Below are 15,727 nucleotides of genomic sequence, written 5' to 3'. Positions count from 1 at the left end.
ACCTCTCTAGGGGGTGCTCGAAGAAGCACCGCGGTGCCCAAGCACAGGGTTGTCATGCGGATGGCCTTTGGACGTGGCCGCTATGGGGGCCGCGTTGTCAGAGGCCGATAGGTCACGGGGCGGGTTGGGCTGTTCAGTCATGAGATCGCCATAGGCGAACAGCGCCGGCAGGCCGCCCGTGTGCACGAAGACGACGTTGGCACCAGGCGCGAGCCTCCCGCTGCGAACGTGCGCCAGGAGGGCGGCGAACGCCTTGCCCGAATAGACGGGATCGAGCATCGTGCCCTCGGTTGAGGCAACGGTGCGGATCGCCTCGATAGCACTGGCTGTGGTGAAGCCATAGCCATCGCCGACAAACTCCTCGGTCGTGAGGATGTCGTCCAAGGTCAGCGCGGACTCGTAGCCCAGCAATCGGGCGGCGCCATGTGCCAGCTCCAGAATCTGCTGCCGACTGAGGTACGCCTCGTGGCTGTCGTCCATGGGGCAGACCCCGAGCACCTGTGTGGACAGTCCCAGGATCTCGAAGCCGACCAGCAGCCCTGCCTGGGTGCTCCCCTGGGACGCGGTGTAGATCCAGTCGGGCAGCTCAGCCTCGTGGAGCGCCTCGACAATTTCGAAAGCGGCCTCCACGTACGCGACCGCGGCAAGCACGAGGCTCTCGTCTGCCCCCATGCCGGTGACGTACGGATGCCGACCCTGAGCGCGAAGTTCCTCGACCAGCCTGGCCTTTGCCTCGATCGTGCTCGCGCTTAGGTCAATCGGTGTGATCTTCGCGCCGAGGAGGTGGTCGACCAGGTAGTTGCCTTGGACCGGGCTGCTCATCCGGTCACGCTTGGGGAGCAGGTAAGTCTCCACACCCAGTCGCGCTCCGGCTGCGGCGAGCTGCCGTGAATGGTTGGACTGTGATGCGGCGCCCTGGACGAAGCAGTCCGCACCTGCGGCGAGTGCCGCTCCCAACACGAACTCGTGCTGGCGAACCTTGTTGCCGCCGAATGCGAGCCCGGTGCAGTCGTCCCGCTTGATCCAGATCCGAGGTCCGCCGAGCGAGGCGGTGAGGTTCGCGCAGGCGTCCAGTGGCGTCGGGAGGGTTGCCAGGTCGACGCGGGGCAGCGTCTCGAGGCGTGTGCGATAGGTGCCGATCTGCTCGTCGAACCTCGTCGTACGGTTCTCTTCGTGCCTCATGCTCGCTCTTCCTCGTGTTCGGTCAGCTGGATGACTGCGTCGAGCTCGACGGTGGCGTTGCCTGGAAGCACGGCAACGCCTATCGCTGTCCGCGCGTGGTGGCCGGCCTCGCCGAGGACGTTGACGAGCAGACGAGATGCGTGGTCCACGACCGCCGCCTGTTCGGAGAACTCCGGAACGCTCGCGACGAAGCCGGTCAGCTTGAGGATGCTGCGAACCCGCTCGAGCCCTACGGCGAACTCCACCGCAGACATCAGGTTGATGGCGCAGAGCCGGGCCGCGTCACCCGCCTGCGCGGGCGTCACATCACGACCCGCCTTGCCAGTGACCGAGAGCAAGGATCCTGGGACGATCGAGGTCTTGCCCGAGAAGTAGGCGATCTCCCCCGACACCGTGAACGCGACGTAGCTATAACGCGGGGCAGAGGGCTCGCTGAGCTCGACGCCTGCCGTGGCGAGCCGGGCTGCAATAACTGGGTTCATCGCCGACACCGCTCAGGTGGCGCGTTCACAGTTCGGCTCCAACTATGGCCAGGGCGCTGCGCATCAGTGCCTCGAAGTCATTGAGGTCGCCGGCGGCGGGGTCGGCTAGTGGCGCTCGCACCGGTCCCATGTCCTCGCCCCGCAGTCGCGCGCCCGCCTTGACGAGGGCGACGGCGTAGCCGACCTGTCGGTCTCGTAGTTCCACAAAGGGGAGGTAGAACTCGCGCAGCAGCAGCTCGACCCGCTCAGTGTCGCCGTCGCGGAGGCTGCGGAAGAAGGTCGTGGCGATCTCAGGCGCAAAGCCGTGCACTGCCGAGGAGTAGGCCCCAATGCCGATGCTGGCGTATTGCCTGGCCTGCATTTCGGCGGTCTGGGCCCCGTTGAACATGAGGAACGACTCGGGCATCACCAGGCGGAGCCGCTGTAGCTGGTCGAGGTCGCTGTGGCCGTCCTTGAGACCGATCACGTTGGGGACGCTCGCCAGCTCCTGAAGCGCCGAAGCCGAGTACCAGACCTGCTCGCGTTGATAAACGACCACGGGAAGCTCGGTGCGGTCCGCGACCTGGCGAACGTGGGCGACGAGACCCGACTGCGGCGCGCGCACGAGGTAGTGAGGCAGCAAAAGCAGGCCGTCGACGCCGGCCTCTGTGGCGCGCTCGGCGAATCTCGCCGCGCTCGCCCAGCCATAACCCGTTCCCGCGATGACCGGGACCTCGCCCGCTGCCTCGTCGACGGCGATGCCGACAAGGGTGCTGTACTCATCCTCGGTGAGCGAGAAGAACTCCCCGGTCCCGCAACACGGGAAGAGCGCCGCAGCGCCCGCGTCGATCTGCCGACGGACGTGCTTGCGGAATGCATCTGGGCGGATGGCCGAGCCATCGTCAGAGAACGGCGTCAAGGGAAAGGACATGACTCCGTCCTGCGCCCGCTGACGGAGCCGCAGAGAGAAGGCCGTCGCGCGTTCCCCGATCGACCCTGGCGGATCGCAGGTGCCGGTCAGCAAGTCGACATCCGAGAGTTGTCTTTATATGTAGACGACGTCTTCGTACTCATGCTGCTATGCTAGCCACGAGACAGTGATTGTCAATGAAAACTCAGAAGAGAGGGGGGTCACCCATGACGGACAAGTCGATCTCTGCGCTCGAACCCGCTGTCGACGCCGAGGGACTCATCGAGGGGGGCGTGCTCGAGGTCAAGTCCGCGGCCAGGACGGTGCTGGTTCTCGAATTCCTGGCCGCACGACAGAACGAACCCACCCGCCTGCGGGAGATTTCCGAAGCCCTCAGCGTGCCGAAGAGCAGCTTGTACGCCCTTCTGCGAACGCTGTGCCAGTACGGCTGGGTGCGGACCGACGCATCCGGAACGCTTTACGGCATCGGTATTCGCGCTCTGATGACAGGCACAAGCTATCTAGACGCCGATCCCTACCTGCGACTCGTGCAGCCGTCGCTCGACTACGCCAACGAGCAGCTCAACGAGACCATTCACTTCGGACGACTCGACGGCCGCGACATCGTCTACCTGGCCACCCGGGAGTCGAGCCAGTACCTGCGCCCGTACAGCCGGGTGGGCCGTCGGCTGCCAGCCTCCACCACCGCCATGGGGAAGGCGCTCTTCGCGGAGCGCTCCGGGGCGGCACTCGAAGCCCTCCTGGCCGAACCATTGCCGCGGTTGACCCCCAACTCGATCACCGACGTAGGTGCACTCAAAGCCGAGTTGGAGGCCACCCGTCAGCGGGGCCACTCGGTGGACCTCCAGGAGAACACGCTCGGTTTGCAGTGCTTCGGCTTCGCCCTGCGCTACGCCAATCCGGCCATGGACGCGATCAGCTGTTCCGTGCCAGTCGCCCGGCTCAACCCGGAACGCTGCGAGACAATCGTCGCGGTCATGTCCGACGTGCGCGACCAGATCGAGCGGTTCGCGCCGGCTCCTTTGCGCAGTGGCCGCGACGAGCTGCTCGTGGGACCCGTCATTCCCTCGGCTCCTAGAATCTGAGGCGGGCCTGGTGACCGTCAACCATGCCGGGGCCGCAGGGAGCAGTCGACCGCGGATTCAACAAGCTCAACGATGCGCACACCCACGTCGGCATGGCCACGGGCGCTTCCCCCGGCAGCGAAGCCAGGGCCCTCCTCCATGCTATGGAGGGCTTGGGTGTGGCAAGGGCGGCCGTCATCACCCCGTCCAACGTTGGCGGCGACAACTCGGCGACCTTCGATGCCCTGACCGCCCACCCCACCAGGTTCGTGGGCATCGCACTGGTTGATTGGTCCCGACCCGATGCGGATCGCGCTGTTGCGAAGGCAGTCGACGCGGGCGCGAGGGGCATCCGTATCAACCTGGTGTCGGAGCAGGCAGCGGGAGCGGTCCTCGAGGCGGGGCTTGAGCCCCTCTGGCGGATGCTCCGCGAACGAGGCGCCGTCGTCGTCGTCCACGCCCATCCGCAACAGCTTGTCATGGTGAGGCAGCTCGCAGTGCGGCAGCCAGAGCTCACAGTTCTCGTCGACCATCTCGGCAGGCCCGATGTCTCAACGAGCCCGGACTCTGCAGGCTTCATGGCCTTGCTTCAGCTTAGCCAGGCGCCCAACATTTCGGTGAAGACGCCCAACAGCAGCTTCTTCTCCGGTGTCCCGGCGCCGCACGCCGACTTGGTGCCATTCCTCCGGGCGGCACTGGACACGTTCGGAAGCCACCGCGTCCTTTGGGGCTCGGACTGGCCAGTGTGCGCACGCGACGAGCCGTACTCGGCCTCCGTCTCCCCCACCGACCTAGCGCTAGCGGGCGCGAGCGATGCCGAACGCCACGCAGTGTTCGCAGGCAACTTCGACGACATCTTCGGCCCTGATTGACCCGACACCGGAAGGCATACGACGAGAATGACCACGAGTGACGACCTGATCTGGATCCGCGGCGGTACCGTGCTGACAGGCGACGGCGGAGGCGCCCTCACCGACTCCGCAATCGGGTTGCGAGATGGGCTTATCGAGCATGTCATCCCCTGGATCGACCTCGATGGCGAGTTGAGGGCCGACGCGATCGACCTGAGCGAGTACACGATTGCGCCCGGATTCATCGACGCTCATGTGCACCTCCTCTTCACCTGCGAGAGCGACCACGAGGTTACCCGCACGACTTTCCAGAGATCTTCGACAGCGGAGCTCGCACTAACGGGCGCGCGCAACGCGGTTGAGTGCCTCCTCGGAGGGATCACGACCGTCCGCGACCTCGGCGACACCCGACTGGTGGTGCTGGCGCTCCGCGACGCGATCGCGGCAGGCACTCTGCCAGGGCCACGCGTACAGAGCGCCGGCGCGCCCCTGACCACCACAGGTGGCCACCTTCATTGGTGCGGCAACACCGCCGACTCCGTAGACGAGGTACGCAAGGTCGTGCGCGCGCTGTGCACCGCCGGCGTGGATGTGCTCAAGATCATGGCGAGCGGTGGCAACATGACGCGCGAGTCGAACGTGCGCGACCCGCAGTTCTCACTGGAGGAACTCACGGTTGCGGTGACCGAGGCTCATCGGTTCGGGCGGAGGGTCGCCGCGCACAGCCTCAACGCCGAGAGCATCAGACGAAGCGTCCAGGCGGGGGTCGACACCCTCGAGCACTGTCTCTGGCGCGACCGGGAGGGTTTGCCCCTACCGACGGAAACCCTCGTCGAGTTGCTTCGCGGGTCCACGACCTCCGTTACGGTGACGCTCGCAGGAATCCAGCGCGCACTACTGCCTGATGCCGATCCTACCGACGTCGAACGTGCCGCGGCACTGGCCGCGTCCCCAACCGGAGGACTCTCCAGCGACTTCGGCTGGGTCAAGGCGCTGATGGATGCCGGTGTCAATGTCGCACTCGCCAGCGATGCCGGCGTGCGGTTCACTCCGTTCCGACGCTTCCACGAGACAGTGCGCTGCGGCATCGAAGGTTTCGGCGTCACTCCGTCCCAGGCGGTAGGTATGGCGACCCACAACGCGGCGAAGTCCCTCGGCATCTCCGACCAGGTCGGGCTCATCGCGCCCGGGCTGCGCGGTGACCTGGTCGTCCTCGAGGGCACGGACGTGTCGCAGAGCCTCGGCGCGGTCCACCAGGTCTACAGAGATGGCCGGCTCGTCGTGGACCGTGGGCAGATCCTGCTCGACGACCTCCGCTAGTCCTCAAGCCCCAGAGAAAGAAGGAGACCTCGTGTCACGCAACACCACGGTCAGCTGCTTGACCGCTGCCCCGCTCCCGTTCGATGCAGCCACCGACCTCGAGGAGATCGTCGAGCGGACGGTCGACTTCTGGGGGCGTCGGCTGGAGGACGTCCTACCAGACCAGCCTGACATCATCGTTCTGCCGGAAACTGTCGACCGACCCTCGGCCAGCACGTTCGGTCCTGAGCGCCTGCTGGAGTACTACCACCACCGCGGCACGCGCGTCCGCGACTACTTCGCCGAGGTCGCGCGGCAGAACGGCTGCCACATCGCATACTCCGCGGTCATGTTCGTCGACGGTATCGGTCAAAACTGCACGCAGATCCTCGACCGCTCGGGCGCGGTCGTGGGCGACTACGCCAAGAACTTCCTTGTCATCGACGAGAACGAAACCCTGGGACTGAGCTACGGCCAGCGAGCACAGTGCTTCGACCTCGACTTCGGACGGGTTGGATCCGCGATCTGCTTCGACCTCAACTTCGACGAGGTGCGAACGGCCTACGTGCAGGCGAAGCCGGAGCTGCTCCTGTTCAGCTCCGAGTACCACGGCGGTCTCATGCAGAACTACTGGGCCTACTCACTGCGGGCGTACCTAGCGGCCTGCGTGCGGCCCCCGGCGCCCAGCGCCATACTCTCTCCGCTCGGTGAGGTGGTGGCGACGAGCACCAACTACTTCGAGCACGTCACCCAGACGGTGAATCTGGACTACGCGATCCTGCACCTCGATGGGCACTGGACCAAGCTGGCCGACATCAAGAGAAAGTACGGACCAGGGGTCGGCATTCACGACCCCGGGCGGCTCGGACCCGTCCTGCTCACAAGCGAGTCCAACGACTTTTCGGTGACGGACATCGTCGCAGAATTCGACCTCGAGCTCCTCGACGACTACCTCGCGCGTGCGCGGCGCCACCGCGCGGAACACCTTTGACAGGCCTTTGTCCCGCGTCTGCGGCCTTCGACATCGTCGACAGCCACGTGCACGCAGGACCGCCGTCCTTTCCGCCGTTCGAGGAGTACCAGCGATATGCGCGCGCGGCGGGCATCAGCGGAGCCGTCCTGACCCAGCACTTCGGCGAATTCGACAACGAATACCTGCTCCGCTGTGCCGCCACGTCGCCATCTGACCTGGCGGTGATCGGGATGGTCGACTGCGCCTCAACGCAAGCACCTGAGGAGGTCGCTCGCGCCGCCTCGTTTCCGGCCTTCCGGGGCGTGCGGCTACGCGCGTCCACGCGCTCGCCCGGTGACGATCCGCTAGCGATCTGGCGCGCAATTGAGGCCAACGGCCTGGTCGCCAGCGTCCGCGGACCCGTCGCGTCGCTCGTCCACCCTTCGTTCGCGGAGATGCTGAGGGAGCTTCCCAGTCTCAAGGTGCGGATCGACCACCTTGGCCTCTTCGCATATGGCATCGACACGGACACCGATTTCGAGCGCCTCATGGCGCTCAGCGCCTTCCCCAACGTCCACCTGCTCTGGGCAGGCTTCCACGCCTACAGCACCCAAAGCTTCCCCTATCGCGATGCACACCCCTACCTGCTTCGAAGTCTCGCTGCCTTCGGTGCGCAGCGGATCATGTGGAGCGGGGACTGGGCCCGCGCGGGCCATGCAGCCCCACACGGCTACTACTCCGTTGACGCACGCCTCGTCAGGACCCAGCTCGGCTTCCTCACAAAACAGGACCGCGTCGCGGTTCTCGGCGGAACGGCACGGCGTCTGTTCCGCCTCGGCCGTCCCTGACAACACCCAGGAGAACTCAATGCACCCAGCCACTTTGCACGACCTCGACCAGATCGCCGCGCGTGCCAGCGCTGCTGCATCGGTGTGGGCCACGACCCCACCGCGCGAGCGCGCGCGAGCACTTGTCGCCATCGCCGACGCACTCACCGCTCATAGCGCCGAGCTCGTCGCAATCGGCTCCATGGAGACGGGGCTGAGCGAACCGCGGCTGAGCGGCGAGCTCACCCGCACGGCGGTTCAGCTGCGGCTGTTTGCCGACACAGTCCTCGATGGTGGCTACCTAGACGTTCGAATCGACGAGCCGGACCCCGAGTTCGCCCTGGGAGCGCGCCCTGACCTACGCCGATATCTGGTGCCAGTGGGACCAGTACTCAACTTCGCGGCCAGCAACTTCCCGTTCGCCTTCTCGATCGCCGGCGGCGACACAGCCTCGGCTCTGGCGGCTGGGTGCCCTGTTGTCGTCAAGGCCCATTCTGGGCATCCGCGTCTCTCGGCCCGCACGGGCGAGGTCGTCGTCGCTGCCCTCACCGCCGCGCATGCCCCCGAAGGAACCCTTCAGCTGGTCTATGGAGAGGACGAGGGGGTCACCTTGCTGAAGGACCCCCGAATCGCCGCGGCCAGCTTCACCGGCTCCATCCGGGTGGGACAGCTCCTCGCCAGGATCGCGGCGGCGCGACCGCAGCCGATTCCCTTTTTCGGGGAGCTAGGTAGCGTCAACCCGGTGTTCGCCACAGCGGCCGCCGTCACCGAGCGAGCGGCGCAGCTGGCAAAGGGGTATGTCACCAGCGTTTCTGGGTCGGCCGGTCAGCTGTGCACAAAGCCAGGCTTCCTGTTCCTTCCTAGCGGTCACGGCTTGACCGATCTACTCGCCGACTCTGCCTCCTCAGTCGATGAGCACCGACTGCTCAACTCATCGATCACACGCGGCTACCGGGACAGGCGGACAGCAATCCTTGAAACCGCCGGCGTGAAGGTCATCGCCGCAGGCTCTCTGCGCGTCGAGAACGAGGACCAAGGCTGGGCCAGCCCGACGATCGTCAGCGTTCCGGTCAGCACGCTTCTGGGAGAGCGAGACCGCCTCCTCGACGAGGCCTTCGGACCACTGTCCATAGTGGTCGAGTACGACGACGAGACGAACCTCGCAGCGCTATGCGCGGACCTCTTCGCCGGAAACCTCACCGGCACGGTGCACATCGCGACGGGTGAGGACACGCCAGCCCTTCGCCAGTTGCTGAGCGCCCTGTCCAGTCAGGTCGGTCGGGTGATCATCAACGGCTGGCCCACTGGCGTTGCCGTTACCCCCGCCATGCAGCACGGCGGACCGTGGCCAGCCACGACCAATGACTCCTCGACGTCGGTCGGCACCGCGTCGATCGGCAGGTTCCTGCGTGGGGTGGCCTACCAAGACACCCCACGTGCGCTCCTGCCGGAGCCCCTCCGCGACGACAATCCTTGGGGTGTCGTGCAGCATCGGAGCCCTGCCGGATCGTCCCGTCACTGGGGCTCGCTCGTCGACGCCTGACTCGCCAGCCTGCACCCTACGACGCGAGGGACCGTGAGGGGAGGGCGTCGCGCCGCGCCTGTCCCCCGCTTGCCGGGGGACACAGAGCGCTTCAACCGCACGCTGCTCGCCGAATGGGCCTACCGGCACATCTTCCTTCTTGCCCCGAAGGACATCAGTTAAGGAAGGCATCCCCGCACACATTCGGGATGCCCGCCTAGGCGCCGCAGGCGCCGATGCGACCCCTAATGCGCCGTGCTGCACACCTCCCGAGCCGTGAACCCATGTCACCTCGGACGTGCCCCTCCGTGCTGGGCCAACTCGGTGGGCGCACTCAGGTGACACCCCGCCTGTTAGCACGGGGTCCATCCTTCGGCGAGATTCGCAACGTGGACTCGCCGGAGCACCTTGGAAACGTACCTCGTCCCCGTACCGGCATCCCTTCCCCGGCTGGACATCCGCGGCTACTCGCGCGGAATGACAGCACGCCTGAAACAAACGGCATGCCCCCCTGTGGGGCGCGTGCACGCTCACTTCCTGCTGATGTCCTTGCCTGGAGTTCGGGACGAAGGGCGCGCGCCGCGATTTCGTGGGCGGGGAGCTCGAAGCGACCTCACCACCGCTCACCCGTACGCTCACACATGAACACAGACCGCCGGCGATCCCGACGGGCCAGCGAGCGTCAGCCGCGACTCCCAAGACGTAGTCGATAGCCGTACCTGCTCGCCCCCTTAGAGTCCGTAGGTTGTCGGTTCGAATCCGACGGGGCCCACGAACACCCAGCTGTGTGGCTAGGGCGGCCCGTGCCCAGGCACGTCCCAGGTACCGACACCATCGGGCAGCGGGCGGTTCCGCTTGGGGAAGAAGCCGTCATTCGGGCCTGCGCCCTCAGGTTCTCCCGGGCTCGACCCGTCCCAGCCGGCATACCCACCAAGCAGACCGAACGACGACTCGGCCGACAGCGCGGCGTCCGCCAGGCGCCGAGCCACCATCGCCGGGAGCCCGCTGAGCCACGCTCTGGGTGATCGATGGGCTCCGACGGCAATGAGATGCGCAAGTCCAGACGTGTTATCCGCCGCCACATGATGTCCGGTGTTGAACGTCTCGCGAACCGCCTGGAGCACAGAACGGCGCTCAGCGCCGGTGATCCTCTGGAGCGCTTCCTTGTGCGCGCCCTCGAGCGCGTCGACGGGGCCAGTGGTGAGCAGGTACCGATACTGCCTCAGCAGAGGGTCCTCCGACGGTCCCTCCAGGACCCTCGTCGGGTGATTCCACCGCAACCGGACCACGGCCCAATGGTAGGGCGGTTGGGGTCGAGCCGACCATCCTGCAGGGCCCGACAACCCGATCTGCGCGCGCGATTTGCGCGTACTCACCTCTGGCGCTTCGCGGCGTGTCCTTGCCAAGTCTTTACCTTTACCTGTCATATATTTACCCGAGTTCGCCCGCGCAGGGGCGACCGCTGGCAGGAGTTTTCGATGCGAATTCGCGAGCGACGCGCACGGCAGGTGCCTTCCGCGGGGCAAGAGGTCGACCCGGTCCTCGATGAGTCGGAGCCGATCCTCGACACCCAGTCGTTGGCCACGGCATACCCCCCACAGGCCGACGAAGACCCGTGGCCGATGGCGCGGATCTCGGTCATCCGCGCAGGGTTCTACGCGATCTCCGAGGCCGGCGCACCCCGCGCGGGCACCATCTACGGCGACTACGTCATCGGCTTCACGGTGACCTACGGAAACTTCCACGGCCGGTTCGCCACCATGGCCGAGGTGCACCAGTTCGTTGGCGAGGCGTATGCCATCCGCCACGGACTCGCAGTTCAGGCGTCGTAGCAGCCCGACACCCCCCAGGGCTCCGAGCCTGAGCTGCGAGCACGGCCGACGCATCGCGTCGGCCGTGCTGGCGTCTGCCCCGTTGGCCCTCGGCGGCTGTTCAACTGTTCGGCACCCGAGCCACCCGCGTTGTTCACGGGGGCGACCTAGGTTCGGTGGCCGCAGGAACCCGTCGCAGAGAGGTCGTCATGTACCGAGTTCGCACCCAGATCGTCGCCGTCGCCGTCCTCGCGACGGCCGTGCTGGGCGGCGCAGCAGCAGCGCGCGCCGCGTCAGCCGGCCAGCAGCACACCCCGGACACCGCCTTGGCGGACGATTTCAACGCCGTCACGCGAGACACGAAGTGGCAGCAGACGAGCAAGCTCAAGCTGACCTTCCCGACCTACCACACCGAGGGCCTCGCCTACTCGCCCGACCACATCTTCCTGTCGGCCGTGCAGATCCTGGAACCCACGGTGAAGTACCCGACGCCGCAGGGGGGCTACGACCGGACGCCCGGCAAGGGAATCGGCCACCTGTTCGTCATGGACAGGGCCGGCCACCTGCAGAAGGACATCACGCTCGGCGAGGGCGACATGTACCACCCGGGCGGCATCGACTTCGACGGCACGAACGTGTGGGTCCCGGTCGCGCAGTACCGGCCGAACTCGAGCGCCATCATCTACCGGGTCGACGCGACGACGTTGGCCGTCCACAAGCAGTTCCAGGTCGCCGATCACTTCGGCGGCATCGTCATGGACAAGCAGACGGGTCATCTGGTCGGGAACACCTGGGGATCACGGCGATTCGCCGAGTGGGATCTGCGTGGCAAGCAGCTGAAGACCTGGGCCAATCCCAACTTCTTCATCGACTACCAGGACTGCACGTACGTCCCGAGCAGCAAGATGCTGTGTGCCGGCGTGACCAACCTCCCCCAGACCCCCAGTGCCGGAGGGACGAGCGCGACGTACGAGCTCGGTGGCGTGGCCATGCTCGACCTCACCACCGAGCAGGTGACTCGCGAGATCCCGTTCCAGCAGTGGTCGACCGCAGGACACGTAGCCACTCGCAACCCGTTCACGATGACCGCCGACGGCAACCACCTCACGATGCGGGTCGCCCCCGACAACGGCGACGAGGGCAACGGCACCGAGATCCTGACCTACGAGACGACGGTCTCACCGCGCCCCTGAGGCAACCGTCAACGGCCATCAGCGGCCGCCGCCTGCGCGTCAGGTGCGAGACTGGATCGGTGAGCAATGTCGAGGCACGACCCGAGGAGCTGCAGTGCGCTGCAGCAGCACCGGCCGCGGGGCTCGAGGTGCTCGAGCCCCGCGACGTCCCGCTCGGCGGCCCCCGCGCCATGACCGTGCGACGGACGCTCCCTCAGCGCCAGCGCTCCCTGATCGGCGCCTGGTGCTTCGCCGACCACTACGGCCCGGACGACGTCGCCGCGACCGGTGGCATGGACGTCCCGCCGCACCCGCACTGCGGCCTGCAGACCGTCAGCTGGTTGTTCTCCGGGGAGATCGAGCACCGCGACAGCCTCGGCTCCCACGCCCTCATCCGACCCGGTGAGCTCAACCTCATGACGGGCGGCCTCGGCATCGCCCATTCCGAGGTGGCCACGCCCCAGACGACCGTGCTCCACGGTGCCCAGCTCTGGGTGGCGCTGCCAGAGCGAAATCGCCACGCCCCCAAGGCTTTTCAGCACTATGCACCCGAGCCAACCCTGATCGACGGCGCCTCCGTGTCGGTCTTCCTCGGTTCCCTCGCCGGGACGACCTCGCCTGTGGAGACCTTCACCCCGCTGCTCGGCGCCGAGATCGTGCTCGACGCGGGGGCCCGGCTGGAGCTGGCGCTCGACCCGGCATACGAGCACGGCGTCCTCGCCGACACCGAGGAGCTGACGCTCGAGGGCACCACCCTCCCCCGCGGTGCCATGGGCTACCTCCCGCCGGGGCGCGCGACCCTCACCCTGACCAACGACGCCCCCACTCCCGGCCGCTTGCTGCTGCTCGGCGGGCCGCCGTTCGAGGAGGAGATCGTCATGTGGTGGAACTTCGTGGGTCGTAGCCACGAGGACATCGTGCAGGCGCGTGAGAACTGGATGGCCCACTCCGAGCGCTTCGGCGAGGTCCAGGGGTATGCCGGTGACATCACCCACCTGCCCGCCCCGGTCATCCCCGGCGTGCGCATCCGCCCCCGGCGCAACCCAGCGAGCAGACCGTCGAGCAACCCGGCACGGTGACGATCTGCGGCACACTGGGCCCATGAGCCCTACCGACCGGCGCCGCGGCACCAGCTCGTCGTCGATGCTGCCGTTGGTGGCGGCGGTCTGTGCCCTGATCATCGCCCGGGAGGCCATTCAGTACTTCTTCCCCGGCCTCAGCTACTGGGTCGTCTTCGTGGTGGCCCTGGTCGTCGGCTGGCTCAGCTACTCCGTCGTGGAGCGCCTCCTCGCCCGGCGCCGCACCAACAGAGAAGGACAGTGACGATGACCGCCACCACCACCGGACCGATCCTGGTCACCGGCTGCTCGTCGGGCATCGGCAAGGCCGCCGCCGACCTGCTGGTCAAGGCCGGGCACCTCGTCTACGCCACGGCCCGACGACCCGAGACGCTGGCCGAGCTCGAGGCGGCCGGCGCCCGAGTCCTGGCCCTCGACGTCACCTCCGAGGCGTCGATGGAGGCCGCAGTGAAGACCGTCGAGGCCGAGCATGGCCGGGTGGGTGTCCTCGTCAACAACGCCGGCTACGGCGAGTACGGCACCATCGAGGAGACCGACCTCGACAAGGTCCGCACCATGTTCGAGACCAACGTCTTCGGCCTGGCCCGCCTGACCCAGCTCGTCCTGCCCGGCATGCGCGCAGCCGGCGCCGGCCGGATCGTCAACATCGGGTCGATGGGCGGGCGGATCACCTTCCCCGTCGGTGGGTACTACCACGCGACCAAGTACGCGGTGGAGGCCATCACCGACGCACTGCGCAACGAGGTCCGCGGCTTCGGCATCAACGTCGTGCTCATCGAGCCCGGCCTGATCCGCACCCAGTTCGGCGACACCGCCATGGGCTCCGAGGCCCACGCCCCCACGGACAGCTCCCCGTATGCCGCATTGCTCGCCGCCAGTGCCAGCAGCACCACCGGGGGCTACGACAACCCGATGCTCGCCACCGGGCCCGAGACGGTCGCCTCGACGATCCTGAAGGCGGTGGAGGCCCGGCGTCCCCGTTCGCGGTATGTGGTCACGCCCGCCGCCAGGGCCATGATCGCCGCGCGCACGCTCGGCGGCGACCGGGTCTGGGACACCATCGTGCGCCAGCAGTTCAAGCACTAGCGGCCACCCGGCATCCGCTGCTCCTCGTCCTAGACTCGAGGCCGTGCAGTTCCTCAACGGTCTCCAGCCCCAGTTCGACCTGACCTACGACGACGTCTTCATGGTCCCGAACCGGTCCGACGTCACGAGCCGGTTGGACGTCGACCTGTCCAGCTCTGACGGCAGCGGCACCACGATCCCCTTGGTCGTGGCCAACATGACTGCCATCGCCGGCCGTCGGATGGCAGAGACCGTCGCCCGCCGCGGCGCCCTGGCGGTGATCCCGCAGGACATCCCCGTTGAGGTGGTGGCCGAGGTGACCCGCTGGGTCAAGGAGCGCCACCTCGTCCACGACACCCCCATCACGCTCGCCGCGACGGAGACAGCCGGGACAGCGCTCGGCCTGCTGCCCAAACGCGCCCACAGTGCGGCCGTGGTCGTCGACGAATCGGGCAAGCGCCCCATCGGCGTCGTCACCGAGGCCGACCTGACCGGCGTCGACCGGTTCACCCAGGTGCACGAGGTGATGACCCGCGAGCCGGTGCTGGTCACCGACGGCACCGACCCCGAGGCCGCGTTCACGCAGCTCGCGACGGCGCACCACCACGTCGCCCCGGTCGTCGACGACGCCGGCAACCTGGTCGGCATCATCACCCGCGCAGGCGCGCTGCGCGCCCGGCTCTACACCCCCAACACCGACGCCCAGGGGCGGTTGCGCATCGCAGCGGCCGTGGGCATCAACGGCGACGTGGCAGCCAAGGCCGCCGCGCTGCTCGACGCCGGAGTCGACCTGCTCGTCCTGGACACCGCGCACGGTCACCAGGAGAAGATGCTCGATGCCCTCGGTTCGGTCCGGGCGCTCGACCCGCAGGTGCCGCTCGTGGCCGGCAACGTGGTCTCCGCGGCGGGCACCCGGGACCTCATCGAGGCCGGCGCCGACATCGTCAAGGTGGGTGTGGGTCCGGGCGCGATGTGCACCACGCGGATGATGACCGCCGTGGGGCGCCCGCAGCTCTCCGCGGTCCTCGAGTGCGCCACGGAGGCGACGAGGCACGGTCGCCACGTGTGGGCCGATGGTGGTGTGCGGCACCCCCGCGATGTCGCGCTGGCGCTTGCCGCAGGTGCGTCGAACGTCATGGTGGGGTCGTGGTTCGCGGGCACGCTCGAGAGCCCGGGCGACCTGTTCACCGACGAGTCGGGGCGCCGGTTCAAGGAGTCCTTCGGCATGGCCTCGAGCCGGGCCGTGCGCAACCGCACCGCCACCGACACTCCCTACGAGCGAGCTCGCAAGGCGCTGTTCGAGGAGGGCATCTCGTCCGCGCGCATGTTCATCGACCCCGAGCGCCCGAGCGTGGAGGACGTCATCGACCAGATCGTGGCCGGGGTGCGCTCGAGCTTCACGTATGCCGGGGCGCGCACCCTCGAGGAGTTCGCGGAGCGGGCGGTGGTGGGCATCCAGAGCACCGCAGGTTTCGCCGAGGGTCGACCGCTGCACACCTCGTGGTGAGGCC

General features: G+C 67.4%; 16 protein-coding genes. 12 read left to right on the top strand and 4 right to left on the bottom strand.

Going from position 1 to position 15,727, the window contains the following annotated elements; all coding sequences use genetic code 11:
• Positions 1-6 precede the first annotated feature (6 nt).
• From GKE56_RS14010 to GKE56_RS14000, 3 genes are read right to left on the bottom strand one after another with little or no spacing between them, the layout of a single operon-like run.
• Positions 7-1,182 (bottom strand): pyridoxal-phosphate dependent enzyme, encoded by a 1,176-nt coding sequence (locus tag GKE56_RS14010; RefSeq protein WP_154685055.1) that lies wholly within the window; start codon positions 1,180-1,182, stop codon positions 7-9.
• Entirely contained in the window at positions 1,179-1,664 is a 486-nt protein-coding gene (locus GKE56_RS14005) for a RidA family protein (RefSeq protein WP_154685054.1), read from the bottom strand. The genes GKE56_RS14010 and GKE56_RS14005 overlap by 4 nt, the downstream gene beginning before the upstream one ends.
• A 25-nt stretch (positions 1,665-1,689) precedes the next feature.
• On the bottom strand, positions 1,690-2,667 hold the full coding sequence (locus tag GKE56_RS14000) for a 5-dehydro-4-deoxyglucarate dehydratase (protein ID WP_255424971.1): 978 nt from the start codon (positions 2,665-2,667) through the stop codon (positions 1,690-1,692).
• 113 nt (positions 2,668-2,780) lie between these two features.
• Here GKE56_RS14000 and GKE56_RS13995 point away from each other — a divergent pair, with 113 nt between their 5' ends.
• The 6 genes from GKE56_RS13995 to GKE56_RS13970 are packed head-to-tail and all read left to right on the top strand — an operon-like array spanning position 2,781 to position 9,110.
• Positions 2,781-3,659 carry an IclR family transcriptional regulator gene (locus GKE56_RS13995; RefSeq protein WP_154685052.1) on the top strand — a complete coding sequence of 293 codons (879 nt, stop codon included), beginning with the start codon at positions 2,781-2,783 and terminating at the stop codon, positions 3,657-3,659.
• A gap of 23 nt (positions 3,660-3,682) precedes the next feature.
• Positions 3,683-4,510 (top strand): amidohydrolase, encoded by an 828-nt coding sequence (locus GKE56_RS13990; RefSeq protein WP_154685051.1) that lies wholly within the window; start codon positions 3,683-3,685, stop codon positions 4,508-4,510.
• Positions 4,511-4,537: 27 nt separating this feature from the next.
• Positions 4,538-5,809, top strand: a complete 1,272-nt coding sequence (locus GKE56_RS13985) for an amidohydrolase family protein (RefSeq protein ID WP_154685050.1) — start codon at positions 4,538-4,540, stop codon at positions 5,807-5,809.
• Between the two features lie 31 nt (positions 5,810-5,840).
• The gene (locus tag GKE56_RS13980; RefSeq protein WP_195908134.1) at positions 5,841-6,779 is read left to right on the top strand and encodes a carbon-nitrogen hydrolase family protein; all 939 of its coding nucleotides are present in this window, start codon (positions 5,841-5,843) and stop codon (positions 6,777-6,779) included.
• A 47-nt stretch (positions 6,780-6,826) separates the two neighbouring features.
• Complete coding sequence (locus GKE56_RS13975) at positions 6,827-7,588, top strand: amidohydrolase (protein ID WP_195908133.1); 762 nt, start codon at positions 6,827-6,829, stop codon at positions 7,586-7,588.
• 19 nt (positions 7,589-7,607) lie between these two features.
• Positions 7,608-9,110, top strand: coding sequence for an aldehyde dehydrogenase (NADP(+)) (locus GKE56_RS13970; protein ID WP_154685813.1), 1,503 nt, complete (start codon positions 7,608-7,610; stop codon positions 9,108-9,110).
• A 770-nt stretch (positions 9,111-9,880) separates the two neighbouring features.
• On the opposite strand, the gene GKE56_RS13965 is transcribed toward GKE56_RS13970, so the two are convergent.
• Positions 9,881-10,081: a hypothetical protein gene (locus tag GKE56_RS13965; protein WP_154685047.1), complete on the bottom strand. Its 201-nt coding sequence runs from the start codon at positions 10,079-10,081 to the stop codon at positions 9,881-9,883.
• A gap of 486 nt (positions 10,082-10,567) precedes the next feature.
• Between GKE56_RS13965 and GKE56_RS13960 the strand changes: the two genes are divergently transcribed.
• From GKE56_RS13960 to GKE56_RS13935, 6 genes are all read left to right on the top strand, one after another.
• Positions 10,568-10,921: a hypothetical protein gene (locus GKE56_RS13960; RefSeq protein WP_154685046.1), complete on the top strand. Its 354-nt coding sequence runs from the start codon at positions 10,568-10,570 to the stop codon at positions 10,919-10,921.
• Between the two features lie 188 nt (positions 10,922-11,109).
• Positions 11,110-12,093: a DUF6454 family protein gene (locus GKE56_RS13955; RefSeq protein WP_154685045.1), complete on the top strand. Its 984-nt coding sequence runs from the start codon at positions 11,110-11,112 to the stop codon at positions 12,091-12,093.
• A gap of 59 nt (positions 12,094-12,152) precedes the next feature.
• On the top strand, positions 12,153-13,151 hold the full coding sequence (locus GKE56_RS13950; RefSeq protein WP_154685044.1) for a pirin family protein: 999 nt from the start codon (positions 12,153-12,155) through the stop codon (positions 13,149-13,151).
• A gap of 22 nt (positions 13,152-13,173) precedes the next feature.
• Positions 13,174-13,395, top strand: coding sequence for a hypothetical protein (locus GKE56_RS13945; protein WP_154685043.1), 222 nt, complete (start codon positions 13,174-13,176; stop codon positions 13,393-13,395).
• 2 nt (positions 13,396-13,397) lie between these two features.
• On the top strand, positions 13,398-14,237 hold the full coding sequence (locus GKE56_RS13940) for an oxidoreductase (protein WP_154685042.1): 840 nt from the start codon (positions 13,398-13,400) through the stop codon (positions 14,235-14,237).
• 43 nt (positions 14,238-14,280) lie between these two features.
• Positions 14,281-15,723 carry a GuaB1 family IMP dehydrogenase-related protein gene (locus GKE56_RS13935; RefSeq protein ID WP_154685041.1) on the top strand — a complete coding sequence of 481 codons (1,443 nt, stop codon included), beginning with the start codon at positions 14,281-14,283 and terminating at the stop codon, positions 15,721-15,723.
• Positions 15,724-15,727: the final 4 nt, after the last annotated feature.

Origin of the sequence: Nostocoides sp. HKS02, assembly GCF_009707485.1 — a bacterium.
Taxonomy (GTDB): Bacteria; Actinomycetota; Actinomycetes; order Actinomycetales; family Dermatophilaceae; genus Pedococcus.
This window is presented reverse-complemented; position numbering and strand designations above follow the sequence as displayed.

What these genes read in the sequence shown, in the direction of transcription:
- GKE56_RS13985 (WP_154685050.1), top strand. Translation starts at nt 4,538, where the DNA reads ATGACCACGAGTGACGACCTGATCTGGATCCGCGGCGGTACCGTGCTG.
- GKE56_RS14010 (WP_154685055.1), bottom strand. Translation starts at nt 1,182, where the DNA reads ATGAGGCACGAAGAGAACCGTACGACGAGGTTCGACGAGCAGATCGGC.
- GKE56_RS14005 (WP_154685054.1), bottom strand. Translation starts at nt 1,664, where the DNA reads ATGAACCCAGTTATTGCAGCCCGGCTCGCCACGGCAGGCGTCGAGCTC.
- GKE56_RS13990 (WP_154685051.1), top strand. Translation starts at nt 3,683, where the DNA reads ATGCCGGGGCCGCAGGGAGCAGTCGACCGCGGATTCAACAAGCTCAAC.
- GKE56_RS13970 (WP_154685813.1), top strand. Translation starts at nt 7,608, where the DNA reads ATGCACCCAGCCACTTTGCACGACCTCGACCAGATCGCCGCGCGTGCC.
- GKE56_RS13955 (WP_154685045.1), top strand. Translation starts at nt 11,110, where the DNA reads ATGTACCGAGTTCGCACCCAGATCGTCGCCGTCGCCGTCCTCGCGACG.
- GKE56_RS13940 (WP_154685042.1), top strand. Translation starts at nt 13,398, where the DNA reads ATGACCGCCACCACCACCGGACCGATCCTGGTCACCGGCTGCTCGTCG.
- GKE56_RS13945 (WP_154685043.1), top strand. Translation starts at nt 13,174, where the DNA reads ATGAGCCCTACCGACCGGCGCCGCGGCACCAGCTCGTCGTCGATGCTG.
- GKE56_RS13960 (WP_154685046.1), top strand. Translation starts at nt 10,568, where the DNA reads ATGCGAATTCGCGAGCGACGCGCACGGCAGGTGCCTTCCGCGGGGCAA.
- GKE56_RS13965 (WP_154685047.1), bottom strand. Translation starts at nt 10,081, where the DNA reads ATGGTGGCTCGGCGCCTGGCGGACGCCGCGCTGTCGGCCGAGTCGTCG.
- GKE56_RS13995 (WP_154685052.1), top strand. Translation starts at nt 2,781, where the DNA reads ATGACGGACAAGTCGATCTCTGCGCTCGAACCCGCTGTCGACGCCGAG.